This window comes from Desulfonatronum thiodismutans (assembly GCF_000717475.1).
Taxonomy (GTDB): domain Bacteria; phylum Desulfobacterota; class Desulfovibrionia; order Desulfovibrionales; family Desulfonatronaceae; genus Desulfonatronum; species Desulfonatronum thiodismutans.
On the sequence record NZ_JPIK01000021.1, the window covers coordinates 124,555 to 150,764 of the forward strand.

General features: G+C 59.4%; 15 protein-coding genes and 1 tRNA gene. 14 read left to right on the forward strand and 2 right to left on the reverse strand.

Going from position 1 to position 26,210, the window contains the following annotated elements:
- Positions 1 to 48 precede the first annotated feature (48 nt).
- From GY33_RS0115985 to pyk, 6 genes are all read left to right on the forward strand, one after another.
- Positions 49 to 1,947, forward strand: coding sequence for a putative nucleotidyltransferase substrate binding domain-containing protein (locus GY33_RS0115985; protein WP_031388300.1), 1,899 nt, complete (start codon positions 49 to 51; stop codon positions 1,945 to 1,947).
- Entirely contained in the window at positions 1,928 to 2,677 is a 750-nt protein-coding gene (locus GY33_RS0115990; RefSeq protein WP_084185245.1) for a 3'-5' exonuclease, read from the forward strand. The genes GY33_RS0115985 and GY33_RS0115990 overlap by 20 nt, the downstream gene beginning before the upstream one ends.
- Before the next feature lie 360 nt (positions 2,678 to 3,037).
- On the forward strand, positions 3,038 to 6,487 hold the full coding sequence (locus tag GY33_RS0115995; protein ID WP_031388302.1) for a site-specific DNA-methyltransferase: 3,450 nt from the start codon (positions 3,038 to 3,040) through the stop codon (positions 6,485 to 6,487).
- Complete coding sequence (locus GY33_RS0116000) at positions 6,484 to 8,427, forward strand: RNA-binding domain-containing protein (RefSeq protein WP_084185263.1); 1,944 nt, start codon at positions 6,484 to 6,486, stop codon at positions 8,425 to 8,427. The genes GY33_RS0115995 and GY33_RS0116000 overlap by 4 nt, the downstream gene beginning before the upstream one ends.
- A 133-nt stretch (positions 8,428 to 8,560) precedes the next feature.
- Positions 8,561 to 11,665: a DEAD/DEAH box helicase family protein gene (locus tag GY33_RS0116010; RefSeq protein ID WP_031388304.1), complete on the forward strand. Its 3,105-nt coding sequence runs from the start codon at positions 8,561 to 8,563 to the stop codon at positions 11,663 to 11,665.
- 45 nt (positions 11,666 to 11,710) lie between these two features.
- A complete protein-coding gene (gene pyk, locus GY33_RS0116015) occupies positions 11,711 to 13,153 on the forward strand; it encodes a pyruvate kinase (RefSeq protein ID WP_031388305.1) in 1,443 nt (480 codons plus the stop codon).
- Between the two features lie 381 nt (positions 13,154 to 13,534).
- On the opposite strand, the gene GY33_RS0116020 is transcribed toward pyk, so the two are convergent.
- A complete protein-coding gene (locus tag GY33_RS0116020) occupies positions 13,535 to 15,736 on the reverse strand; it encodes a bifunctional alpha,alpha-trehalose-phosphate synthase (UDP-forming)/trehalose-phosphatase (protein WP_031388306.1) in 2,202 nt (733 codons plus the stop codon).
- Between the two features lie 492 nt (positions 15,737 to 16,228).
- Between GY33_RS0116020 and argF the strand changes: the two genes are divergently transcribed.
- Genes argF through argH form a run of 3 tightly spaced genes read left to right on the forward strand, consistent with a single transcriptional unit; the run spans position 16,229 to position 19,758 of the window.
- On the forward strand, positions 16,229 to 17,137 hold the full coding sequence (argF, locus tag GY33_RS0116030) for an ornithine carbamoyltransferase (RefSeq protein WP_031388308.1): 909 nt from the start codon (positions 16,229 to 16,231) through the stop codon (positions 17,135 to 17,137).
- Between the two features lie 33 nt (positions 17,138 to 17,170).
- Positions 17,171 to 18,364 (forward strand): argininosuccinate synthase, encoded by a 1,194-nt coding sequence (locus GY33_RS0116035; protein ID WP_031388309.1) that lies wholly within the window; start codon positions 17,171 to 17,173, stop codon positions 18,362 to 18,364.
- A complete protein-coding gene (gene argH, locus GY33_RS0116040) occupies positions 18,364 to 19,758 on the forward strand; it encodes an argininosuccinate lyase (protein WP_031388310.1) in 1,395 nt (464 codons plus the stop codon). Before GY33_RS0116035 ends, argH begins: the two co-directional genes overlap by 1 nt.
- A 43-nt stretch (positions 19,759 to 19,801) precedes the next feature.
- On the opposite strand, the gene GY33_RS0116045 is transcribed toward argH, so the two are convergent.
- Positions 19,802 to 19,895, reverse strand: a tRNA-Sec gene (locus tag GY33_RS0116045).
- A gap of 181 nt (positions 19,896 to 20,076) precedes the next feature.
- On the opposite strand from GY33_RS0116045, the gene ftsH reads away from it, so the two are divergent.
- From ftsH to glmM, 5 genes are read left to right on the forward strand one after another with little or no spacing between them, the layout of a single operon-like run.
- Entirely contained in the window at positions 20,077 to 22,125 is a 2,049-nt protein-coding gene (ftsH, locus tag GY33_RS0116050; protein WP_084185247.1) for an ATP-dependent zinc metalloprotease FtsH, read from the forward strand.
- A 20-nt stretch (positions 22,126 to 22,145) separates the two neighbouring features.
- A complete protein-coding gene (folP, locus tag GY33_RS0116055) occupies positions 22,146 to 23,030 on the forward strand; it encodes a dihydropteroate synthase (RefSeq protein ID WP_031388312.1) in 885 nt (294 codons plus the stop codon).
- The gene (gene cdaA, locus GY33_RS0116060) at positions 23,024 to 23,779 is read left to right on the forward strand and encodes a diadenylate cyclase CdaA (protein ID WP_031388313.1); all 756 of its coding nucleotides are present in this window, start codon (positions 23,024 to 23,026) and stop codon (positions 23,777 to 23,779) included. The genes folP and cdaA overlap by 7 nt, the downstream gene beginning before the upstream one ends.
- On the forward strand, positions 23,776 to 24,717 hold the full coding sequence (locus GY33_RS0116065; protein ID WP_031388314.1) for a CdaR family protein: 942 nt from the start codon (positions 23,776 to 23,778) through the stop codon (positions 24,715 to 24,717). The genes cdaA and GY33_RS0116065 overlap by 4 nt, the downstream gene beginning before the upstream one ends.
- A gap of 47 nt (positions 24,718 to 24,764) precedes the next feature.
- On the forward strand, positions 24,765 to 26,117 hold the full coding sequence (gene glmM, locus GY33_RS0116070) for a phosphoglucosamine mutase (protein ID WP_031388315.1): 1,353 nt from the start codon (positions 24,765 to 24,767) through the stop codon (positions 26,115 to 26,117).
- Positions 26,118 to 26,210 lie beyond the last annotated feature (93 nt).

Genomic DNA, 26,210 nt, shown 5'->3' on the forward strand with positions numbered 1-26,210 from the left:
TTATTCAGCCGTTGGTTAACCAAAACTATCGCGCACGCGGCAAATCCCATGGAAGTCGAACAGATAGAAATCGCAAACCACCTGCGACGATTTGAGCCTTTTGACGCCCTGCCGGAGGAGGCCGTGGCCCGCGTGGCCGCGAATGCTGATGTGGCTTATTACAAGGCGGGCAGCGATATTTTGCTGCTCAACGACGAGATACATGACCTCTATTTTATTCGTAGCGGCGCGGTGGAACTTTTCCGCCGCGATGGAGAGTTTTTCAACCGGTTGGGAGAAGGGGAACTTTTGGGGCAAACGGGTCTGATGATGCGCAACCGGGTGCGCTTCCCGGCACGAGCGCTGGAAGACACCTTGCTGTATATCATTCCCGAGACGATTTTCGACGAGCTGTGCGATCAGCATGACGTCTTTGCCGATTTCGTCGAGTTTGGAGACCACTCTCGGCTCCAGCAGGCGATTTCCAGAGCTCAGCAGTCCAATGAGATGATGCGGACCAAGGTGAGCAGGCTGATCGGGCGTGAACCGGTGAGCGTCGACCAGACGGCCAGCGTGCATCAGACCGCGATAAAAATGACCGAAGAGCGCGTTTCTTCAGTGCTGGTCACGGACATGAACGAGGATGGTGAATCCACCGTGGTCGGTATCGTGACGGACCAGGACTTGCGCACCCGGTTCATCTCGCCCGCGCTGGAGTTCGATACGCCGATCACGGCCATCATGTCTGCCAACCCGGTTACTCTTGACGCCAACCTGTATGTGTTCGACGCCATGCTGACCATGCTGCGCCACAACGTGCATCACCTGCCCCTGATGCGCTCCCAGCAAGCCGTGGGAGTGATCGCGCTGTCCGATCTGATCCGTTACGAATCCCAGAACAGTCTGTTCGTGGTGGCCAAGCTTTTGCGAGCCCAAAATCAGGAAGAACTGGTGAACCTGGGAAAAGATATCGACGCCAGTTTCGTGCGCATGGTCAACGAGGACGCCAATTCACACATGGTCGGCAGTGCCATGACCGTGTTCGGGCGCAGTATTTTCCAGCGACTGCTGGAACTGGCCGAGGAGCAACTCGGCCCCCCGCCGATCCCCTGCTGTTTTCTGACCCTGGGATCCATGGCCAGGGACGAGCTGCTGCCCGGCGGGGACCAGGACAACGCCCTGGTCTTGGACGACAGTTTTGATGCCGCCAAACACGATGGGTATTTCCAAAAACTGGCGGCTTTTGTTTCCGACGGACTGGCTGCCAACGGGTTTGCCTATTGCAAAGGCGGGGTGATGGCCACCACGGACAAATGGCGTCAGCCCCGGCATGTGTGGAAGAAGTATTTCGCGGACTGGATCGCCTATCCCTCCAAGGAGGCGATGTTGAACAGTTCGATGTTTTTCGATCTGGACGGGGTCTGGGGACATACCGAATGGGTTATCCCTTTCCGGCAACAGATCGCCCGCCAGGCCGCGAACCATAATCTGTTTCTGAGTTCCCTGGGGCGGGCCGCCCTGTACCGCACTCCTCCCCTGGGTTTTTTCAAGGATTTCGTGCTCGAGCAGGATGGGGAGCACAAGAATTCCCTGAATCTCAAGCGACGCGGCACGGCCCCCTTGGCGGCCCTGGTCCGCGTCCATGCGCTGGCTGTCGGGTCCACGGCTCAGAATACCTTTGAGCGGCTGGAAGACATCAAGGATGCGCGCCACCTGCCGCCAGGCCGGGCTGAGGCCCTGCGCGACGCCATGGAAATCATGTCCGTGGTCCGTCAGCGACACCATGCCGACCAAATCAGCCGGAAACAGAAGGTGGACAACAATATCAATCCCGAAGACTTGAGCCAGTTCGACCGTCGCAACCTCAAGGAAGCCTTCCAAGTCCTCAACGACGCCCAGAACTATCTCAAAGTGCGCCCCGCCAAAGGGCGTTATAGAGGGACAAAGCGTGTTTTTTCCACGTCCTGAGAAAAGGAAGCGCCGAAAGAGCGAGCCAATTCCTTGGAAAGACTTGTACGAAAAACGGCGGGCCCAGGCCCGGCACCCTTTGATTCGGGACTTCTATAAAGCCGGGGTCGTCGAAGCCGGGACGGCCTTGGCCGAGGTGCCGATGGTGGCGCTGGATTTTGAAACCACCGGCTTTGACCCCGACAAAGACGCCATTGTCAGCATCGGCCTCGTCCCGTTCACGTTGCGTCGAATATTCGGCAGTCGCGCTCGATACTGGGTCGTCAACCCAGCCAGGGAGTTGAAGAAGGAATCGGTGGTCTTCCATCGCCTTACCCATTCTGATGTTCTGAAAAGCCCCGACATAGAGGAAGTCTTGCCCGAATTGATCAGGGCTCTTTCTCAAACCGTCGTCGTCGTGCACTATCGGCGGATTGAGCGCCGATTCCTGGATGCCGCGGTGCGACAACGATGGGATGAGGGAATCATCTTTCCGGTCATCGATACCATGGACATTGAGGCCCGCCTCCATCGCCCGGACGACAAGGGATGGTGGACCTACCTGAAAAACCGCCTGTGGGGCCGTGACAAGCAATCCCTGCGCCTCGCGGCCAGCCGGACCCGCTACAACCTGCCCGTCTACTCCCCGCACCACGCCCTGACCGACGCCTTGGCCACCGCCGAACTGTTCCAAGCCCAGGCCGCATGGCGATTCACCCCGCAAACCCCTGTCAGCGACCTGTGGCGGTGAAGCAATGAGGGCAGTGCCTCCCCTGATTCCCGCCTCTCGAGTAATTTGTGTCGTCTCGTGGGCCCCTTTCAGGGTTGCCTCGTAGCCCCAACGGGGCGGCATACGATAGCCCAGGGCAACGCCCTGGGACCGTGGTGACAAAACAAGAAGAGCCCTGAAATGGCGAAACACATGACAACTTAAAACAGCCTTATGGTTCTGTGTTCGATACTTCGATCAAGGCCGTCAAGGCCTTGATCGAGAGCTTTTCAAACTGGCAAGTTTGACGATATGAGCAACCTTTCGCGCATATCTTGGCGCATGCCTTGGCCCACGTCCGGAGCCTAATGTCCTACCCATTGATTCTTCCAGGGATTTTCAATGACCACCGAATTTGACCAACTGCGCGGCTTTCTCAAGGAAATGTTCCAGTTCGAGGATCACGACCTGGACTTCGGCATTTACCGCATCATTCGCCTCAAGCGGCGGTTTATCGAGACGTTCATTGACGGGGACGGCGAAAACAGCCTGCGGACCACGGTCACCCGGGCCTTGAGCGGCGTACACAACACCCAGGGGGAGGCGGCCCGGAACTGGCTTGCGGCGTTTGCCGCGACCTTTGGTGATAAAGGAAGCGCCAAGTGGAAAGCCCTGGAGGCTGCGCCAGCCGACAGGGCGGTGCAGGATGATTTTCGGGTCATGCTGGGTCTGGCCGATGAACAGGAACGCGAGCAGGTGGAAGCGCAATTCAAGATCTTCATCGAAACCCGTCGGCTTTCCGTCGCTGATCTCGAAGTCCGGGTCTACAATCACCTGCTGAACTTTTTCGAGTTGTACTACCAGCACGGCGATTTCGGCTACAACACCCGGGCAGCCAGCGCCTTCAAGGTGGCCTATGAGGCGGACTACGACGGCTCCGACACCCTGTTTCACTGGAAGCACAAGGACAGCTACTACATCAAGACCGGCAACGGTTTTCACAGCGTGCGCTGCGAGGTGAACGGGCAGTGGATCGAGTTTCGGCTCAGCGGGAGCGATGGCGGGGCCGGGACTGAGGAACGGAACAACAACAAGGATGGAGCGATCAAGCACTACCGCCTGCTGGACATTCAGCCGGTGGAAGAGATGGACGCCCAGGGCAATGCCCGCACCCTGTGGCGGGTCCGTTTCGCCCTGGCCGCCGCGTCCACCCCGAAGACCGAAATCTATTCCCGCCTGTGGCGGGACGTTCTGGCCGCTGACACGGACCTCACGCCCTATCTCTACAAGAAGCCGGGAAAAAACGAGGACCCGCCCGGCAAGCCGCTGTTCAACGACCTGGGCGACGACTACGACAAGACCGACGGCGGCGCGGTCAAGGGGATCGGGCAACTGCGTCTGAAATTTGACAAATACTGCGAAGAGCTAACCGGCCGGGACGAGTTCAAGGACTTCGGCAAGAACGCCGACGAGCGCAAACAGGCCCTGGAACGGGACGCCGTGGCCAAGGCTCTCTGGCAGCTCGACCGCAATCTGAACAGGTTCTACGTGGGCAATGATTCCGACTACTTCATCCACAAGGATCTGCCCGGCTTCCTGACCCGCGAAAAAGCCCGTTTCATCAGGCAGGTGATCTTCTCCGACCTGGACGCCCTGCTGCACGCCGGGGAGGACAACGCCACCACCCTGATCGCCCGGGCCTTCAATATCGTGGCCGACACTCTGATCAGCTTTCTCGCGGCCATTGAGAATTTCCAGAAAGGGCTGTTCGAGCTGAAGAAAAAGGTGGTGGATACCCACTACATGGTTTCCGTGGGCAAGGTTCCCGCGAGCTTTCACCTGCGTATCCTGGCCAGCGAGGCCCAGCGGGACGAATGGCGGGAGGTGTTCAAGGTGGATGTCGCTGACCCTGACCAGCTTGCCGCCCACCCGACCCTGGTGGTGGACACCAGCCTCTACCGCGACACTGACCCCGACTTCCAGGCCGACCTGCTCAGCTTGCCCGAATTCGACGACCTGGACGCCCAGACCGACGGCCTGCTGATCAACTCGGAAAACTGGCAGGCCCTGAACCTGCTCCAGGAAAAATTCCGCGAACAGATCAAGTGCATCTACATCGACCCGCCCTACAACACCGGCGGCGACGGATTCCTGTACAAGGACAGCTTCCGCCATTCGAGCTGGGCCTCAATGATCCACGACCGGCTGCAACTGGCCTACCCGCTTTTAAGCAAGAGTGGTGTGCTCTTCGCCAGCATCGACGACAAAGAACGCACCCAGCTCGAAACCCAGCTCAAGCTGATCTTCGGCCCGGGCAACCGGGTGGAGGAACTGATCTGGGCGCAGAATAGCAATAAGAATAAGTCTCCGACCTATTCTACGAATCACGAATATGTACAGGTTTTTTCACGTGACCTTGACATCGTAAAAGCAGAGCAGTCTATGTTTAGAGAGGCAAAGCCAGGACTCTCAGACATTATGGAATTACTAGTTCAAATTGAATCTGATTACCCGTCAATTAAAGAAATTGAGCTTGCTCTTCTTCAATTGTTTGATAAGCATCGCCAAGATTTTAGGGATGATCTTGAGGACCAGGGCATTGAATTTGATAAAAACCTTGATCTATGGAAAGGCCTTTATAATTATAAAAATGCTGAATATCGTGATGATAAAGGTCGTTACGTTTCAGAGAATGATGCTAAATATAAAAAAGCTAAGATTTGGATTTGGCGTGAAAGTGATGCTTCAATGCCACAGGTAAAGCAAGACTCACAAAAAGCTGAATTTAGAGATCCAAATGACCCAGCCTTTCGTTTTTATAAACCTTTGCATCCATTAACAAAAAGGGAATGTCCTCACCCTAAAAGAGGTTGGGCTTGGCCTTTAAATCGTATGGATGGTCAAACTTACTGTTTTGTTGAGCTAGATGCAGATAAAAGGATCGTTTGGGGTAGAAATGAAAGCAAGGTTCCTCAGATAAAACGCTATCTTCATGAAGTTGAAACTAACGTTGGTAAATCAGTTATTCTGGATTACTCAGATGGCGAAAAAGATCTAACATCTACAACAGGTAAGACAAGAACATTTGCAAGTCCAAAGCCCGTAAGTCTCATTGAAAGGTTTGTTCAACAGACCACAGCCGTCGGTGAATGGGTTCTGGATTTTTTTGCCGGATCCGGAACCACCGGCCACGCGGTCATGCGCAGCGACGAGCAGCGGCGGTTTGTGTTGACGGAAATGGGCGGATATTTTGATTCCATTCTCAAGCCGCGCATCAAGCGGGTGATGTATTCCAACCAGTGGAAGGACGGCGCTCCAGCCACCCGCGGCTTGCAGCGGCGTATCATCAAGGTGCAGGCCTTCGAGCAATACGAAGACGTTCTCGACAACCTCGTTCCGGCCTGGGACGACGCGGCCCTGCCGTCCCGGGTGCCTGTCAGCTACCTGTACCGGCCCGAACAAAACGTCCTTTCCTCCAGCCTGGATCTGTCCCGGCCCTTTGACCAGACCATCCGTGTCGGCAAAAAGCGGGAGGAGAAGACCATCGATTTGATGGAAACCTGGTGCTATTTGCAGGGCTACTGGATCAAATCTAACCGGTTGTACCGCGAATTCGACCGGCTCTATCTGGCGGTGGAGACCACCCACGGCACCCTGGTCGTGCTCCGGAACATCGACGACGCGGAGGACGACACGGCCAATCTCAACACCATTCTCGCCAAATACGTTCGCGAAGACGGCTCCACCACGCTGCGGCGGCTGGAGGTCAACCACGACGCGGACCTGCGGAGGCTGACCATGGACACGGTTCTAATCAGCGCCGCGGACTTCATGCGGGGGGCGCGGTGGTGAGCCGCAAATCCCCGGCCGTCAACCCGACCGACATCCTGACCCGGCTTGACTGGGCGGAAAACGACGATCTGGAATTCAAGTCGGCCAAAGGCGGCCTGCCGTTGAGTCTGTGGGAGACCTACAGCGCCATGGCCAATACCTACGGCGGGGTGATTCTGCTGGGCGTGGAGGATGACGGCCAGGTCAGCGGAGTTCGGGAACCGGCAACGCTCAGGAAAAATTTCTGGAATACGATCAACAACCGGGGCAAGGTCAACCTGAACCTCCTGAACGATACTGACGTGGCGGAGATCAAGACCCCGTATGGATTGATTCTCGCCATTCGCATTCCCCAGGCTGCGCGGCGCCAGCGGCCGGTTTTTCTGGGCCAGAATCCCCTGACAGGCACCTATCGGCGAAATTTCGACGGCGATTATCGCTGCACCGAGCAGGAAGTTAGCCGCATGCTCTCCGACAGGGACGAGCAGCCCGCGGACAGCCGGATTCTCGAAAACTTTACGCTCGACGACATCGACAGGCCGAGCCTGCAACAGTACCGGCAACGTTTCGCCTCGCACAAGCCTTCCCACCCCTGGATGAGCGAAGACGACAAGGGGCTGCTGGCCAAATTGGGCGGTTGGCGGCGGGATCGGCGCAGCGGCTTGGAGGGATTGACTGTCGCCGGTCTGTTGATGTTCGGCACGGATGAGGCAATCCGCGAAGCATTGCCCCGATTTCACCTGGATTATCGGGAGAAGTACGCCATTGATCCTGAAGTCCGCTGGACTGATCGGCTGACCGTTGACGGCACCTGGACGGCAAACCTGTTTCAGTTTTACCTGAAGGTGATCCAGCGGTTGACCCAGGACTTGAAGCTTCCTTTCCAGCTTGGCGGCGATCTGTTTCGACGCGGGGAAACCATTGTTCACGAAGCGATCCGCGAGGCCCTGGTCAATGCCCTGATTCATGCCGACTACCAGGGAGTGGGCGGGGTTGTCGTGGAAAAATTCAAGAACCGTTTCGAATTTTCCAACCCCGGTACCTTGTTGGTTTCATTCGACCAGTTGATGCGCGGAAATGTCAGCGAGTGCCGCAACAAGTCCCTGCAAACCATCTTCATGATGATCGGCGGTGCGGAAAAGGCCGGCTCAGGGATCGACAAGATCAGGCAGGGCTGGGAATCCCAGCACTGGCGGCTTCCCATCGTCCGGGAACAGGTGCAACCCGACAGAGTGTTATGGGTATTGCCGATGATCAGTCTGATTCCGGAGGAATCCCTGGCCCGCTTGAAAGAAATTTTCGGCACCCGATTCGGAAGATTCATGAAATTGGAGGTGCAGGCCCTGGTGACAGCGGATATCGAAGGCGCTGTGGACAATGCCCGGTTGCGACAGATCACGGGAAGCCATGCCAGCGACATGACGCGACTTCTGCAGGGACTTGTGGCCAAAAGGGCTTTGCATCAGGAGGGCCAGGGGCGCTGGTCACGCTACCGATTGCCCGGAAGTCTCCCCGGCTCCGGACGAGGGCACGTCAGTCTTGTGCCGTTGATGGGGCACTCCGTACATAAGGAGGCTGACTCCGTACATAACGGCATTGACTCCGTACATAAGGAGGCTGACTCCGTACATAAGAGCATTGACTCCGTACATAAGGATTCCGGAATCGAACGGAGTGTCGGTCATTTCTGGTCCAACGACCCGGAAGCAGAGCGGATTGCGGGCCCGGCAAGGCACTCCCAACGCCTTCCCCCGGATGAAATGGAACGGATCATTCTCGATCTGTGCCTGGGCCGCTGGGTGACCCGGCGTGATCTTGCGGCTCTTCTGCGCCGCAATCCGGATAATTTGCGATCACGATTTCTGACCCCGATGGTTGCCCATGGATTGCTGCAGTTGCGCTACCCCGACAAACCCAACCGGGCTGATCAGGCGTATTCGACGGGTAGAACAGTGGAATGAGCAGGGCAGGCCGGGATTGGGGTGATCGTGATGAAAGACGGAAAGATTGTTGAAGAAATGCAGGACCGGGAGCCCGGCGTGAACGAAGGAAGCGAGTTGCCGGGGCGTCAATGACGGAAAAGGTTGTTATCTTATGGAGCTGAAGCTTTACAATCGCCTCAAGCGCGACCTGCTTGGCGACCTGTATCAATCCGCCGAAGGGAACGACCGTGCGTACCAGCGGCAGGTGGAATCCTTCGCGTCCAGGCAGCACAGCGGCCTGCCGAAAACCGAAGGGCGCAGGATTCAGGGCTGGCTGGCCGAGTACAACCGGCTCCAGGCGACCCGTCCGTTTCATCTGCGCTATTACCAGATCCTGGCCCTGTACTTCACCGAGTACGTTCTCAGCCAAAAACGCGCCGGAAGCGGGTATGTCGATCAGAAGGCCCTGGTGTACTGGATGGCCACGGGCAGCGGTAAAACCCTTTTGATGCATCTGAACATTTTGCAGTTCATTGATCATATCGGCGGAGTACAGGCCTTTGACGAGCTGCAACTGATCCTGACCACCCCGGGCGTGAATCTCATCCAGCAGCACGAGCGGGAGCTGGGCGAGCTGGTCCGGCGGTTGAACCGCCTCTGCAACAACCGCATCAAGCTGATCGTGGCCACCACCGGGGCGCTGCTGAACCGGGAGCCCGGCTTTTTCAACATGCCGGAAAGCAGACGCCTGTTCCGCCTGGTGCTGGTGGACGAGGGGCATATCGGCTTGGCTGGCGGGGGCAGGGAGAAAATCGGCGCATTCAAGAGGCTGCGCCAGGATCTGCTCAGGCCGGAAAACAGCTTTCTGTTCGAGTATTCGGCCACCTATCACGGCATCGCCGAACAGCACGTGCGCGAATACGAGGAACAGATTGTCTACGACTACAACTACTACCGCTTCTTCAAGGACGGCTACGGCAAGGACTATGCCCTGCAATCCCTGAACGACGACCGTTTCGCGGATTTGGGAAAAAGCGAGGCCGACTTTTTCGACGCGACCTTCGCCACCCTGCACGACAAACTCACGGCCCACGCCCATCTGGCCGTCAGCCAGACCTGGCAGGCCGGGCGGAGCGGATTTGCCGGACGCTTTGCGGACAAGCCGTTGCTGGCCTTCATGGGCAACACGGTGGAAGATTCCAGGAAAGAGGGCAGCGACAGGGACGAGGTTTCGGACATCCGCAAGTTCGTGGTCTGGCTGGCCCATCTGCGGCCCGAGGAGCGCGGGCAGTACCAGACCATCTTCAACGACCAGTACGACGGCAGGCTGACCCTGACCCGCTCCCCGGGCATCCAGGACGAAATCTGGCTGTCCTGGGGCGACGGCGGGTACTGGGGGCTGATCAACGTGGGCAACGGCGACAGGTTCTTCGCGGATTGCGGCGAGCATCCCCAACTGAGCGCTTCCGGCGGGGAGCCGCTGGTCACCCTGGCCAAGGCGGGCATCGTCAACCCCCGGTACCATTTTTCGGCCATCGACGACCCGGCCTCGCCCATCAACGTGCTGGTGGGCAGCCGCAAGTTCGCCGAGGGCTGGAACTGCTTCCGCGTCTCGATCATCGGGCTGATCAATCTGGGCTCGACCAAGGGCAACAAAATCATTCAGATCTTCGGCCGCGGCGTGCGCCTCAAGGGCCTGCGCGGCGACGGCAAGCGCCGGAACCTGGAGCACAACCTTGATTATCCCGCCCTGGTCCGGGACAATACCCCGGACAACCAGTTGCGCCGCCTGGAAACGCTGAACGTCTACAGCCTCAGACGCTCCTGGCTGGAAACCTTTCTCAAGGCTCTGGAGCAGGAGATTTCCTACATTTCCGGCCCCTTTTCCATTGACGTCAAACCGGGCGTGGTCAGGGTCGGCAGGAAGAAGCAGCTTTCCTTCGCGCAGTATCAAGCCAAGCTGGAGACCTTCAAGGTCGGACAATCCGAATTCGACGCACCGCTGCGGGTGACCCTGGATGCGGGCAGCCACGCCTGGGAGTGGGAGCATGTGCAGGACGGCCAAACCGTCAGCGGCACGCTTCCCAATCCGGGCTTCGGGCTGGACTACCGGGCCAACCGCAACGCGGCGGGGGAAAACGTGAATTTGTCTCTGATGCACTGCCTGGAGCATCAATCGGCCTTTCTGCCCGTCGATGACTTGCACCAACGCCTGCTGACCTGGTCCCGGCAGCAACGGGTTCAGCTTTATCTGCGCCGGGACGGGCGGACCCGATGTCTGCGCCATGCGGACATTCTGCCGGCCGTCGGCGAGGTGCTGTACGATCAGCCCCTGGACGACCGCTCCTGGTCCGTGGCCGAGCGCCTGCTGGACGAGACGCGACGGGATGTTCTGGAAAAGATCTTCCACAAGGTCCGCTACGACATCGACAAGCGCAATTACCGCTTCGGCCCGGTGGAACAAAAGACGGCCACCACCCCCGGCGATTTCATCGACCGCTACACCGTGACCTTTGAGTTCGCCAAGGAGGCCGAGAAGCAGGCTTTTGAAAAGCAACCCGGCGCGTGGAAGCAGCTCCAATTCCAGTTCGAGGAGAACCGGGGGGAGTATCACATCTACGAGCCCTTGCTGGGCGAGGTCGAGCAATATCTGCTCAAGCAGCACAAGCTGCGCCGGATCGGCATTGCCCCGGACCGGCTCAATGCCGGGGAGCGCAAGTTTCTCCGCGACATCCTGGACTTCATCGAGATCAGGTACGCCCGCGACCACCGCGAATTCTACCTGATGCGCAATGTGGAGTCCCTGCGCTCCATCGGCCTGTATCTCGAAGGCGAAACAAGGGTATTCTATCCGGACTTCGTGTTGTGGATCGTCGATGAAAAACGCCGCAAGACGACCCTGGCCCTCTTCGACCCCAAGGGGCAGTCGGGAATCAGCGATGAGAGCGATCTTGGCCTGCGTGGACCGGACGCGATGAACGACAAGGTCCGGGTGGCCACCAGCGGACATCTGAAGGAGCTGGCCCAAAAGATGAGCCACAAAACCGGCCGAACCTGGACGATCCACTCCTTTATCCTGCTCCGGGACTCGTCCCCGCTCGGACGCTTCAAGGGGGCGGCGGCCAACGACGGTGAAATGGACCTTGCTGAGAGGATGATCCAGAAGGGCGTCCTGCGTCTGGACTGGCACGAGAAGAACGAACAGGGCCAGACTTCCACGCGGTTGCGGGACGGCGAGAGCTATTTGAGTCGGATTTTCGCAAAACTGTCAGAGTAAAACATCTTATTCCCAATTATTTATTTCAACTCAGGAGACAGCCGCATGAAAACAAAAGTCGTGGTCACGGTAGGGCCGGCAATCGATTCGGAGGACATGCTGCGCCGGATGATCGAGCAAGGGGTGCGCATCTTTCGGTTGAATTTTTCCCATGGCGACCGGTCCTATTTTGAAACCATCATCGCCCGGCTGAAGAAGCTGGAGGCGGAGATGGACGTTGCTCTGAGTCTCTTGCAGGATCTTTCGGGGCCAAAAATCCGGATCGGTGAAATAGCGGACGCTCCCTGGGACGTGCATAAGGATGATTTACTGTATATGGGCCTGCCGGGTGGGCAAAAAGATCTGGAGGCCACCGGCCAGAGCATCAAAGGATTGCGCTGGGTGGATCTGGATCAGCCGGATATGCTGGAAGTCCTGGAGAAGGGGGATACGGTGACCCTCAGCGACGGCGGCCTGCAGTTCCAGATCGTGGAGAAGCTCGACGCCCGGACGGTTCTGCTCAAGGCGCTCAACGCGGGATTGTTATCGTCAAAAAAGGGCGTGGCCTTTCCCGGCAAAGTCAGTCCCCTGCCGGCATTTACGCCCAAGGATCGCATGGACCTGGCCTACGGCCTGGAACTGGGCGTGAACGTGGTGGCTCTGTCCTTTGTTCAGGACGCCCAGGACATCCGCTCCCTGATCAACGAGATGGAGCGTCTGGGGCACCGGGTGCCGGTGATCGCCAAGCTGGAGCGACGCAATGCCGTGGAGAATCTTCAGGAGATTCTGGAACTGGTGGACGGGATCATGGTCGCTCGGGGCGATCTGGGCCTGGAATGTCCCCTGGCCACTCTGCCGGGCCTGCAAAAAGAGATCATCAGGGCCTGCAACCAAGCCGGCAAGCCGGTGATCGTGGCCACCCAGATGCTGCTGTCCATGGTGGACAACCCCATGCCGACCCGGGCTGAAATCACGGACGTGGCCAACGCCATTCACGATGGGACGGACTGCGTGATGCTCTCCGAGGAAACCGCCATCGGCAATCACCCCCTGGAGGCGGTCCGGACCATGCGGGAAATCGGCCTGGAGGCTGAACGTTTCGGCGCGAAGCACCATCGGGGACCGAAGGCGCCCAAGGATCAGTCCGATCCGGCCTGGTTCCTGGCCTATGCCGCCTGCCTACTGGCGGAAAAGGCCCAGGTCCGCGCCCTGGTGGCCCACAGCATTTCCGGGGCCACGATCCGCCATCTCAGCGCCTGTCGCCCGGAGCAGCCGATCCATGCCCTGTGCCCGGACTATCCGGCGCGTCAGTTCCTGAATTTCTCCAAAGGGGTGCTGCCGCACTCCATCAAGGAACAGCTTTCGGACCATCTGGACCGAACCGAGTATTTCGTGGACAGCAACCCGGATTTCTTCGCCACCGGCGAGGCCGTGGTCATCACCGCCGGCCAGCCCAAGCCCCGCCAAGAGCGCGTGGCCACGAACCTGGTCAAGATTTACGTGAAGTGAAGGATTTTTGGTAACTACTCAGCTCATTCGAGGAAATGCGGTCTGGATACCCGCCTTCGCGGGTATGACTGCTTGGGAGGCGGCATGGAAAAAACACGTCATTCCCGCGAAGGCGGGAATCCAGAGTCGGAAATGAGCTCAACCCAGGATTTACTAAGTAGTTACGATTTTTGTAACTATACCAGCGCAGAGTCATTTCGTTGCCGGGGTTGGAGTCGAAATCGGGATCGAAAACGCTGGGATGCGTTCCATTATTTCCCTATTCCGACTCCGATCCCGCCCCCGATTGCCGGGGCAAGAGCAGACATAAAATGAGCTGAGTCGATACGGATTTTTTGCGGTTGCCTGATGCGCTTCGCTTGTCCCGCACACATCAACTGATCACAATGTAAAATTCTTCAGCAGCACTCCAGCCCCCCGCGGGTTGCGGATGTTGTAGGTGGCGTGGGACAGGTCGTGGCCGACACGAAGGGTCACGGCATGGTCCGGCAGGGTCTTGAACATTTCCTCGTCGCTTTCCGCGTCGCCCATGGCCAGGATGAAGCCCCACTCCCGCTTGGAGCTGAAGTGCATGGCGGCCACGGCCTTGCTGATCCCGGCGCTGCGCACCTCGACCACCATGGGGCTTTGCAAAATCTGGATGCCCACGTTGGAGGCCAGCCCGCGCAGGGTTTCGGCAAGTTCCCGGGCCCGTTGCGCGCCGAGGTTGCGATCCGCCTGGCGATAGTGCCAGGCCATGGAAAAATCCTTGTCCTCGGTGAAGGTCCCCGGCACACGTGAGCTGAAGCGCTCCAGGATCGGGCGGATCTGGTCCTTCCAGTCGTTGAGCAAAGGGCGGATCATTCGCCACTGGCCATCCGTCTCCCGGACCCAGACCCCGTGTTCGGCCACCAGGGCCACGGGCAGGTTGCCCAGGCAGCGTTCCAGGTTGTGCTTGTCCCGGCCGCTGAGGATGACCACCTGGGTCTCGGGCAGGGCGGCCAGGGTCCGGAGAGTGTCCCGGATTTCTTCCGAGGGGCAGGCCATGGACGGGGCGTCATGGAAGGGAACCAGGGTGCCGTCGTAGTCCAGCAGCAGCAGGCGGCTCGGGGCGGACTTGCATCGGAGGACAACCGCCTGGGCCGCGTCGGCGCTGATGAACGTGGACTCCATCCGCTCCTGCTCGGTCTTGACGTGCAGCAGGGAGTTCATGAAGTCTTCGGCCCAGTGGTTGACGTCGAAGCGCTCCAGCCGGTTTTTGAGCAGGGTCATGATTTGACGCTGCTCATCCTCCGGCGTTTCCAGGGCCTTGTGAATGGCTTCGGCGAGGTCCGTCAGGCTGTTGGGATTGACGATCAACGTCTCCCCCAGTTCGATGGCCGCTCCGGCGGTCTCGCTGAGCACCAGCACTCCCTGGTCGTCGGTCTTGGCCGCGATATACTCCTTGGCGATCAAATTCATTCCGTCGCGTAGCGGGGTGACCAGGGCCACGTCGCTGATGTCGTAGAGCATGGTCAGTTCGCGCAGCGGGTAGGTGGTGTACTGGTAGATGATCGGGGACCAGGAAAGCTTGCCGAACCGTCCGTTGATCGCCCCCACCAACTCGTCGATCTGCTTTTTCATTTCCTGGTACCTGCCTACCCCGGTCCGGGACGGGACCACCACCAGCATCAGGACGACCCGTTCATGCCATTCCGGGTAGAGTTCCAGGAATTGTTCGTATCCCCGCAGCCGGTTGGCGATGCCCTTGCTGTAGTCCAGGCGGTCGATGGAGAGCATAATCTTGGTTGATCCAAGGGAATCGCGCAGTTTACGCTTTTCATCCTGGGTGCGCTGGTCCCGGGCGGCCTGGGCGTACTTGTGATAGTCGATGCCCATGGGAAAGGTGTCCACCTTGACCAGGCGGTCCCCGACCATGATCTTGCCCAGATGGTGCTCCAGGCCCAGGATGGCCGAGACGCTGCGCAGGAAATGCTGGGAATAGTCGTAGGTGTGGAAGCCGATCAGGTCCGAGCCCAGGAGACCTCGCAGCAGACGGGTGCGCCAGGTGCTGGGCAGGAGGCGGAAGATTTCATAGGACGGAAAGGGAATGTGCAGGAAGAAGCCGCTGGTCACGTCCGGCCTGCTGGAGCGGATCATCTCCGGCAGGAGCATGATCTGATAGTCGTGCACCCAGACCACGTCGTCCGGTTGCAGCACGGATTCCACGGTCCGGCGGAAAATGTCGTTGACCTGGACGTAGCTGTCCCAGGACGCTTCGTCGAATGCGACATAGGACGGGAAATAGTGGAACAGGGGCCAGAGGGTGGAGTTGCAGAACCCGAGGTAAAAGCTGTCCATCTGGTCCGGGGTCACGTTGACCGGGCAGATTCGGAACTTGCCCATGATTCGGGAAGAGAAGTCGAACCGGCTCGGGTCGTCCAGATACATCCCCGGCCAGCCGACCCACAGGGGATCGTCGCTGAAGGGCGAATTCTGGTCCAGGGAGTCCAGGTAGGAGTTCAGGCCCGTGGCCAGTCCGCCCACGGATTCCTTGGCAATGATCCTGCCGTCCTCTTCCACCAGATTGATGGGCAGCCGATTGGATACGATGACGAGACGCATGCTTGCTCCTTGGATTGCCGCATGGGGTTGGGGACGGAGCCCGGTGGCTCCGTTCAACGGTTCTTCTGTAACGTTGACCCAGGAGAGCCGCGGATGTCAAATTTTCCGGCATGTCGCGTCCAGGGCAATTTTGTTCTCTGTAGAATCACAATCATTCCATGGTAGTAGATTGCAGGATGTCCAAGGGGATCCCTCAGGGAGGGGCGACACCCATCGAAATCGAAATCGTGATCGAAATCGGAAAGTTACCAGAAAACGATTTCGATCACGATTTCGATTTCGATCCCGATTCAGAGCGCCGGTGGGTCGAGAACAATAATGCCCTGGTGAGCCGGTTATTAGTTCTTTACACCGGCAATGCCCCAGGCTATGTTCGACATTTTTCTTTCAGCAAGAGTTGCTCCCGATACTTGTTCGCGGCGCGGACAGGGCTGTGGAGTTTGTTCATCTTGAATCCCCCCGTAGGTGTTTGAGGGGGCGCGTGAGGGCGTTATGGCTCGACATTTTTTGCAAATAACCGATTTGAAGCGTTCCGAGTCCTGGAACATGCTGACCAGGGCCAAGGAAATCAAAGCCGCCAACTGGCGCTCGTCCCTGCTCGACGGCAAGACGCTGATCCTGCTGTTCGAAAAGGCTTCCACCCGGACGCGGATTTCCTTTGAAGTGGCCATTCGAGCCCTGGGCGGCGACGTGCTGTTCATGACCAACAAGGAGTCTCAGCTCGGCCGGAACGAACCCTTGCGGGACACGGCAAGGGTTTTCGGGCGCTACGTCCAGGGCGTGGTGGTGAGGACTTTTGCCCAGGAAGTACTCGAAGAGTTGGCCTCGGTCGGCGGGATTCCGGTGATCAACGCCTTGACTGATCTACATCACCCCTGCCAGGTGATGAGCGACATGCTGACCATTTTCGAGCAGACCCCGGACATTCCGAGCCTGAAAATCGCTTGGGTAGGCGACGGGAACAACATGGCCAACTCCTGGCTGCACGCGGCCATGCATTTCCCCTTTGCCCTTCATCTGGCCGTGCCCCAGGGATACGAGCCGGATCCGGGGGTCTTGCAGCAGGCCCGGGAGAACGGGGCCAACGTGGTGGTGACCAACGATCCCAAGGAAGCCGTGAACGAAGCCCACTACGTGAATACCGATGTCTGGGCTTCCATGGGCCAAGAGGACTTGGCGGAGGAGCGGCGGGAGATTTTCGCTCCCTTCCAGGTCAACTCCCGGCTGTTGGCCCTGGCCCGTCCGGATTGCAAGGTCCTGCACTGCCTCCCGGCCAAACGTGGGGAGGAGATCACCGACGAGGTCATGGAAGGCGAGGCCTCCCTGGTCTGGGACCAAGCCGAGAATCGGTTGCATATGCAGAAGGCCTTGCTGGAATGGGTTTTTGGGGAACAGAACTAGCGGAAACTACTTGAACAGGACGGGTGCGCGGAAATGAATCAGAAAGTTGAAAAGGTCGTACTGGCCTACTCCGGTGGTCTGGATACGTCGGTGATTCTGAAGTGGATCAAGGAAACCTATTCCTGCGAGGTGATCGCCTTTACAGCGGACCTGGGCCAGGGAGAAGACCTTTCCGGAGTGGAGCGCCGGGCCCTGGAAACCGGCGCGAGCAAGGCCTTTGTCGAAGATCTGCGCGAGGAGTTCGCCAGGGACTATATTTTCCCGATGATGCGGGCCAACGCGGTGTACGAGGGCCGCTATCTGCTGGGAACCTCCATTGCCCGGCCCCTGATCGCCAAGCGGATGGTGGAAATCGCCCGGGCCGAGGGCGCTCAGGCCATTGCTCACGGAGCCACGGGCAAGGGCAACGATCAGGTCCGCTTTGAATTGACCGCCGCTGCCCTGGATAAAAACCTGAAGACCATCGCTCCCTGGCGGGAGTGGGATCTGCGTTCGCGCACGGACTGCGTCGAATACGCCAAAAAGCACGACATTCCCGTGACCGTGACCAAGGACAAGCCGTATTCCTGCGATGGAAATCTGCTGCACCTGTCTTTTGAAGGCGGCGAGCTGGAAGACCCCTGGGCCGAACCCGGACCGCACACCTACCTGATGTGCGTGCCGCCGGAGCAGGCCCCGGACCGGCCGGAGATCGCGACCATCGAATTCGAGGTCGGGAATCCCGTGGCCCTCAACGGCCAGACCATGACTCCGGCGACGATCATGGCCGAGCTGAACGTTCTGGGCGGGCGGCACGGAATCGGTCGTCTGGACATGGTGGAGAGTCGATTCGTGGGCATGAAGTCCCGCGGGGTCTACGAAACCCCGGGAGGGACGATTCTTCAAACCGCCCACCGCGATCTGGAGGGCCTGACCCTGGACCGGGAAACCATGCGTCTGCGCGATCAGTTGATCCCGCAATACGCGGCCATGGTCTACAACGGATTCTGGTTCGCTCCGGAGCGGGAGGCCCTGCAGGCCTTCATCGACAAGACCCAGGAACGGGTCCGGGGCACGGTGCGGCTGAAACTGTACAAAGGGGCGGTCTCGGTGCTGGGACGCAAGTCTGACGTTTCCCTGTACAACCCGGAACTGGCCACCTTCGAGCAAGACATGGTCTACGATCAGGCCGACGCGGCCGGATTTATCCGGCTGAACGCCCTGCGGCTGCGGGCCTGGAATCAGTAATGTCCGGAAAAGTATCCACCGAAAAGCTCTGGGGCGGACGGTTTGAGGCGGCTACGAACCGGCTCGTGGAACAGTACACGGCTTCGGTCGGGGTGGACCGCCGCCTGGCCATGCAGGATATTCGAGGCTCCATGGCCCATGCCCGGATGCTGGGCAGACAGGGTGTTTTGCGAGCCGAGGACGTGGACGCCATTCTGGAGGGGCTGCGGAGGGTCGAAGCCGAGGTCGCGGATGGAACCTTCGTCTGGAAAGACGAACTGGAAGACGTACACATGAACATCGAGGCCCGGTTGACCGAGCTGATCGGTGAAGCCGGCAAGCGGTTGCACACCGGGCGCAGCCGCAACGATCAGGTGGCCCTGGACTTCCGGTTGCATGTGGATGAAGCCCTGGGGCAGTGGCAGGCGTACCTGGGCGAACTGATCCATGTACTGGCCAGCCGGGCCGAGGAGCACGTCCGGACCTTGCTGCCCGGCTGCACCCATTTGCAGCCGGCCCAACCGGTCAGCCTGGCCCAGCATCTCCTGGCCTACGCCTGGATGTGTCGCCGTGATTTCGACCGGGTCGCCGACGCCCGCAAGCGGGTCCAGGTCAGCCCTTTGGGAGCCGCGGCTCTGGCCGGTACCACCTATCCCATTGACCCGGAAATGGTCGCCCGGGAAGTGGGGTTTCCCGAAATTTTCGCCAACAGCATGGACGCGGTGGCGGACCGGGACTTTGTCATGGAGCCCGTGTTCTGCGCCTGCGCGATCATGGCGCACCTGTCCCGGCTCTGCGAGGAGCTGATCCTCTGGGCCAATCCGGCCTTCGGATTCGTGCGGCTGCCCGACGCCTTTGCCACGGGGTCGAGCATCATGCCCCAGAAAAAAAATCCGGACGTGGCCGAACTGATGCGCGGCAAGACCGGGCGGGTCTACGGCGACCTGACGGCGTTGCTGACTCTGGTCAAGGGGCTGCCGCTGACGTACAACCGTGATTTGCAGGAAGACAAGGAACCGTTTTTCGACGCGGACACGACCGTGTCGTCCTCGTTGCGGCTGATGGCCGCGATGATGGCCGAAATGGAGTTCGTCCCCGAACGGATGCTGGCCCTGCTGCGCAAAGGCTTTCTCAACGCCACGGAGCTGGCCGACTACTTGGTGGCCAAGGGCTTGCCCTTTCGCGACGCCCATCATGTCGTCGGGCGGGCCGTGGCCTTTGCCGAGGAACAGAGGCAGGGTCTGGAGGATCTGCCGCTGGAAACGTTGCGGTCATTCTCTCCGTTGATTGAGGAAGACGTTTTCACGGTGCTGGATTATCACCAGGCCGTAGCCCGGCGATGCGCGCCCGGGGGTACGGGGGAAGGGCCGGTACGCCGACAAATCGCCGATCTTCGGGCTTGGCTCTCGGGGTGATGGTGGGGGAGTCGGAGTGGAATGAGCCGTTGTCGAGAGGAAATGGCGGAAGCGTATAGGAGTCGAACCTACCGACGACCTCTCGACCGTCCACTGGATTTGAAGTCCAGGCGCCACACCGGTGACGAAACGCTTCCTCAATTCGTGCTTCATGCTTGCCCGGTACCAGCTTGGGCTAGCTTCTTGGCGAACGAACAGCGGTGACTTGTATCCATTTCGTCCTTGATCCGCAAGCGTGGGATGAGAATAGCGCATGGCAATACCGATTACGATTTCGATTATGTTGAAGTGACAAACTGATACCGGAGGAGTCTTCCATTGAATAATTTTTCCAAGAACCTGTTGCTCTGGGCCACCATTTCCGTGGTCATGGTGGTTCTGTTCAACATGTTCAGCCAACCGCCCGCGCCGGAGCAAAGGCTGAGTTACAGCGAGTTATTGACCCGTGTGCGCGCCGGTGAAATCACCGAGGTCAAGGTTCAGGGGCAGCGAATCCAGGGCGTCCTGCTCAACGAACAGCGTTTTGTCTCGTTCAATCCCAACGATCCGAACCTGGTGCAGACGCTTCTTGACAACAACGTGCGCGTGGTTGCCGAGCCGGAGGACCAATCGCCATGGTACTTTACGGTGCTTATTTCCTGGTTTCCAATGCTCCTCTTGATCGGCGTGTGGATTTTTTTCATGCGCCAGATGCAATCCGGAGGCGGGAGAGCCATGTCCTTTGGCCGGTCCCGGGCCAAGATGCTCAGCGAGGAATCCACCAAGGTCACCTTTGAGGATGTGGCCGGAGTGGACGAGGCCAAGGAAGAGCTGATGGAGGTTGTGGATTTTCTCCGCGAGCCCAAGAAATTCACTCGCCTGGGCGGGCGAATTCCCAAAGGCGTCCTGCTGGTCGGTTCACCGGGTACCGGAAAGACCCTTCTGGCCAGGGCCGTGGCCGGAGAGGCCGGAGTGCCGTTTTTCTCCATTTCCGGCTCGGACTTTGTGGAAATGTTCGTGGGCGTGGGCGCGGCCAGGGTCCGGGACCTTTTCACCCAGGGCAAGAAGAACGCGCCCTGTTTGATCTTCATCGATGAGATTGACGCCGTGGGGCGGCAGCGCGGGGCCGGTCTGGGCGGCGGGCACGATGAACGGGAGCAGACCCTGAACCAGATGCTTGTGGAAATGGACGGCTTTGAATCCAACGAGGGCGTGATCCTGATAGCGGCCACCAACCGGCCCGACGTGCTGGACCCGGCCCTGCTGCGCCCAGGTCGTTTTGACCGTCAGGTGGTGGTGCCCGCACCTGATTTTCGTGGCCGGGTGCGTATTCTGCAGGTCCACGCCAAGCGCACGCCCCTGGCCAAGGGGGTAGATCTGGAATCCCTGGCCAAGGGCACTCCGGGCATGTCCGGAGCTGATCTGGAAAACCTGGTCAACGAGGCGGCCCTGCATGCGGCCCGGCAAGGCAAGGAACAGCTGGACATGCGGGACTTCGAGGAAGCCAAGGACAAGCTGCTCATGGGCAAGGAGCGGCGGAGCATGATTCTCAGCGACGAGGAGAAGAAGACCACGGCCTACCACGAGGCCGGCCACGCCCTGGTGGCCCGTCTGCTTCCCGGCACGGACCCGATCCACAAGGTGTCCATCATTCCCCGGGGCATGGCCCTGGGTGTGACCATGCAGCTTCCGGACGATGAGCGTCACAATTACAGCCGATCCTATCTGGAAAAGACTTTGGCCGTGCTGCTCGCCGGGAGAGTGGCGGAGGAGATCATCTTCGATCAACTGACCACCGGGGCGGGCAACGACATCGAACGGGCCACGAAGATGGCCAGGAAGATGGTTTGTCAGTGGGGCATGAGCGATACCCTGGGGCCGCTTTCCCTGGGGGAAAACAACGATCATGTCTTTTTGGGCCGGGAGATCGGGCACCAGAAGGATTACAGCGAACAGACCGCCCAGATGATCGATGCGGAGATCAAGGGCTTCGTGACGAGGGCACATGGCAAGGCCAAGCAGCTTCTGGAAAAGCACATCGACGATCTGCATGCCATGGCCAACGCGCTTCTGGAGCGAGAAACCATAACCGGCGAGGACATCACGCTGTTGATGAAGGGCGAGCCTCTGCCGCCCATAAGCCCCGTGGGCGCGAAGCCAGCCCGGAAGGACGCTGGAGCAGCACCTGAAGCGGCATCCGGGGTTGGACCCGGCGACGACATGGGCGGGGGCGAAAAAGAGGCGGAAGGAGAGAGAGCCGGCTCCGCGCAGCCCGCCAATCCTTCCGTGCCTTCCGACACCACTGACGGACGTTCTGAAGACAGGGACGACGCAGACGACGCGGACGAGTTTGCCCTGGAAGAACCAGAGAAAACCAACCGGTCTTGATCCGGTCTTGACGTTTTCGGATGCGGCCCGTTTCTTCTTGGAAAATCAAGGATAGTCGTTGGATCGGTCTAGCCGATCCGGTGATCATGGGGGTGGTGAACTGCACCCCGGACTCGTTTTATGACGGAGGGCGGCACGTCGAGCCGGACTCCGCCCTTCGTCATGGTCTGTTGCTGGCTTCTCAGGGCGCGTTGATCCTGGACGTGGGCGGTGAGTCCACTCGCCCCGGTTCTCGTCCCGTGGGCGTTCAACAGGAGTTGGAGCGAGTGCTGCCCGTGGTTCGCGGACTGTCGGCGGCGTCTCTGGAGGCTGAATCTTCCGTTGCTTCTTCGATAGTTTCCATCGACACGACCAAGTCCGCCGTGGCGGCCCGGTGCCTTCAGGACGGGGCGTCCATCGTCAACGACGTTTCCGGTTGTCGGTTCGACCCGGAACTTATGGACGTCCTGGGCCAGTTCAAGCCCGGCTACGTGCTGATGCACGCCCAAGGCAGCCCGGAGAGCATGCAGCAAGATCCCCGGTACGACGACATCGTGGACGAAGTGCGTCTCTTTTTCGAGCAGCGGATGGAAGCCTTGGGGCGTTCCGGGCTGCCGGAAGAGCATGTGGTCCTCGATCCCGGTATCGGATTCGGCAAGCGGCTGGAGCACAATTTGGAATTGCTGCGCAACATCGAAGTGTTTCAGGAACTGGGCCGCCCGATTCTGGTTGGGGTTTCCAACAAGTCGCTCTGGAAGGATCTTTTGGGTCTGGAACTGGAGGAGCGAGGGACGGTCACCCAGGTGGCAGCGGCCTTGCTCGCGGCTCGGGGCGTGCGGATCCATCGGATGCACGACGTGCGAGCCACGGCGCGAACATTGCGGGTTGAAAAGGCCCTGCGCGTCGGGGGAGGTCCGGCATGCTAGAGACGCCGTTCAGCATTCCGATCAGCATTCGGGACCTGGTGGACATCGGTCTGGTGACCTTTGCCTTTTACCGGCTGATTCTGCTGATCAAGGGGACGCGGGCCGTTTCGGTGATCTACGGCCTGGTCCTGATCCTGGTTATCTTCTACCTGTCCGACGAGTTCGGCTTGTTCACCCTGAACTGGTTGCTGGCCAATTTTCTCGGCTCGCTCTTCCTGGTGATTATCATTTTCTTCCAGCAGGACATCCGCAAGGCCCTTTCCGAACTGGGGGCCGGAAGCCTGTGGCGGCGGCGCAAGGTTTCGGACAGGCTGGTGAACGAAGTCGTTTTTTCGGCCCTGAACATGGCCAAGTCGCGCATCGGAGCACTGATCGTCCTTGAGCGGAGCATTCCCCTGGGGGACATCATTGCCCGGGGTGTGGAGATCAAGGCCGACTTGAGCCGGGAATTGCTGGTGACCATCTTTTATCCGAACACTCCGTTACACGACGGCGCCGTGGTGGTCCGGGGGGGGCGAATCGAGGCCGCGGGCTGCATTCTGCCGTTGTCCTCAGGCGTGGATCACTCCGCGAAGCTCGGGACCCGGCACCGGGCCGCCATCGGGGTCAGCGAGGAAACCGACGCCGTGGCCCTGGTGGTCTCCGAGGAGCGCGGCATCATCTCCATTGCTCAGGGCGGCCGGTTGACTGAAGACCTGAATGAAGCCCAACTCAAGGACGTGCTGCGCGAAGTTCTGGAGCATTCATGATACCACGCGCCAATTGGCAATATCTGGTCCTGGCCTTTGCTCTGGCCGTGTTCTCCTGGTATCTCGTCTCAGGGCGGGAAAAGGTGGACGCCTGGATTCAGGTGCCCGTGGAAATGGTCAATATGCCGCAAGGATACGTCGTGCGGCAGGGCATGGTCAACCGGATCGAGGTCCGGGTCCGCGGGCCGCGCCCCATGGTCCGGACCATCGACATGCGCAATGCCTATTACCCGTTGGATCTGGCGAATCTGCAAGCCGGCGTTAACCTGCTTGACTTCGAGACCCGCAATTTGAACTTGTCCCGGGCCATCGAAGTGGTGGAAATCGTACCTTCCCGGGCGGAATTGCTTGTGGATCGATTGATGACCAAAATTGTTCCCGTGGCCAAGAACGTCGTGGTCGAACTGGATGACGACTTCGAGTTGCGCGGATATGCGCTGAGACCGCCGGAAGTGACGCTTCGTGGGCCCCAGGAGATGGTGGAGCCCGTGGACGTGTTGGAAACGCAGCCCGTCAAGGTGGAGAGCGGCCGCCCTGGGCAAGTAGAAACGACCGTTGGATTGGTCTTGCCCGCGGAAGTGGAGGCCAGCCCCAGCCGGGTGCTGGTGCAGCTTGATTTTGGCGAGAAGCGGACTGAATTGTCCCTGGATCGAGAAATCCAGGCCACGCGGCCTTCGGGCATGGTCATGAAGCTGGAGCCGGCCTTGATCCGCCTGACGCTCTCCGTTCCGGTATCCCTGGCCCGCGATCCTGGGATTGAGAATCAGGTCCGGGTGGTGGCCGCGCCTCTGGGAGAGTTGCCCGTTGGTGAGCATGAGGTGGGATACCGGGTTGAATTGCCTGCCGGAGTGACGTTGACGCAGAGTGAGCCGGAACGGATCCGGGTGGCTCTTGAGCTTGAAGAAGCCGGTCCTTCCGTTGAAGCCGCCGGTGACTGATTGAACCAATAAAAAGCAGACATACGAGCGATAGAGCGAGGTGCCCAATGCGAAAAGGTCTTTTTGGAACGGACGGTATGCGCGGCCAGGTGAACATTTTTCCCATGCTTCCGGAGATCGCCTTGCGGCTGGGGTTGGCCGTTGGTCAAATGATGCGCAACGGTTCGCGGCGACACCGGGTGGTGATCGGCAAGGATACGCGCTTGTCGGGGTACGTGTTCGAGACGGCCCTGACTTCCGGATTTTGCGCGGCGGGCATGGACGTCTATCTGGTTGGCCCCATGCCCACCCCGGCCATTTCTTTTCTGACTCGCAACATGCGCGCCGACGTCGGAGTCGTGATTTCCGCTTCGCACAATCCGTTCATGGATAACGGAATCAAGCTGTTCGACAATCTGGGATTCAAGTTGGCCGATGCCATGGAAGACAGGATTTCGGAGTTGATTCTCTCTCCGGATACGGATTGGGAGTATCCACAGCCGGAAAACGTGGGCAAAGCCGCCCGGATTCAGGACAGTCTGGGACGGTATCTGGTGTTTTTGAAAAACACCATCCCTTCAACCATGACCTTCGACGGGGTGAAGGTTGTCTTGGACTGCGCCAACGGCGCGACGTACAAGGTCGCCCCCTTGCTGTTCGAGGAACTGGGGGCCAAGGTGGAGGAAATCGGCACGGAGCCCGACGGACTGAACATCAACCGCAAGTGCGGTTCCCTCTATCCGGAACTCATGGCGCATCGCGTCCTGGAATCCGGGGCGGACATCGGTCTGGCCCTGGACGGCGACGGAGACCGGCTGATCGTCACGGACGAGCAAGGGACCGTGCTGGACGGCGACCAGATCATGGCCATCTGCGCCCAGGACATGATGCAGGACGGCACGTTGCCCGGCAACACCCTTGTGGCCACGGTGATGAGCAACATGTCTCTGGAACTGTTCATGCGGGACCATGGCGGCAGACTGTTGCGCACGCCCGTGGGCGATCGCTACGTGGTGGAGGCCATGCGCCGCGAAGGTGCGGTGTTCGGCGGTGAGCAGTCCGGCCATTTGATCTTTCTGAACCATTGCACCACGGGGGACGGTATCCTGGCCGCCCTGCAGCTGATGCGGATCATGCAGGAAAAGGGCAAGCCGCTGTCCGAACTGGCGGGGCAGTTGAAGCCGTTTCCCCAGGTGCTGATCAATGTACACGTGGAGCGCAAGATCCCCTTCGAACAATCCCCGGAAGTGGCCAAGGCCGTGGCCATGGCAGAGGAAAAGCTCGGGACCAGGGGGCGCGTGCTGCTGCGTTACTCCGGCACCGAACCGGTGGCACGGGTCATGGTGGAAGGCGAGGATTCCGTCCTGGTTCAACGGCTTGCCGATGAACTGGTGGACGTCTTGCAAACGTCTTTGCGATAGACTGTTTGTTCGAATGGGTTTAAACTTAAGTCGATTGTCGGAGGCAAAGCTACCGACAAAAAATTCCAACGGCTTGCTTTTTTTGACGCTTTG

Bases quoted from the DNA above. Each gene is read 5' to 3' on its own strand.
- argH (WP_031388310.1), top strand. From the start codon at position 18,364: ATGTCCGGAAAAGTATCCACCGAAAAGCTCTGGGGCGGACGGTTTGAG.
- GY33_RS0116020 (WP_031388306.1), bottom strand. From the start codon at position 15,736: ATGCGTCTCGTCATCGTATCCAATCGGCTGCCCATCAATCTGGTGGAA.
- argF (WP_031388308.1), top strand. From the start codon at position 16,229: ATGGCTCGACATTTTTTGCAAATAACCGATTTGAAGCGTTCCGAGTCC.
- cdaA (WP_031388313.1), top strand. From the start codon at position 23,024: ATGCTAGAGACGCCGTTCAGCATTCCGATCAGCATTCGGGACCTGGTG.
- GY33_RS0116065 (WP_031388314.1), top strand. From the start codon at position 23,776: ATGATACCACGCGCCAATTGGCAATATCTGGTCCTGGCCTTTGCTCTG.
- pyk (WP_031388305.1), top strand. From the start codon at position 11,711: ATGAAAACAAAAGTCGTGGTCACGGTAGGGCCGGCAATCGATTCGGAG.
- glmM (WP_031388315.1), top strand. From the start codon at position 24,765: ATGCGAAAAGGTCTTTTTGGAACGGACGGTATGCGCGGCCAGGTGAAC.
- GY33_RS0115985 (WP_031388300.1), top strand. From the start codon at position 49: ATGGAAGTCGAACAGATAGAAATCGCAAACCACCTGCGACGATTTGAG.
- GY33_RS0116035 (WP_031388309.1), top strand. From the start codon at position 17,171: ATGAATCAGAAAGTTGAAAAGGTCGTACTGGCCTACTCCGGTGGTCTG.
- GY33_RS0115995 (WP_031388302.1), top strand. From the start codon at position 3,038: ATGACCACCGAATTTGACCAACTGCGCGGCTTTCTCAAGGAAATGTTC.
- GY33_RS0116010 (WP_031388304.1), top strand. From the start codon at position 8,561: ATGGAGCTGAAGCTTTACAATCGCCTCAAGCGCGACCTGCTTGGCGAC.
- folP (WP_031388312.1), top strand. From the start codon at position 22,146: ATGCGGCCCGTTTCTTCTTGGAAAATCAAGGATAGTCGTTGGATCGGT.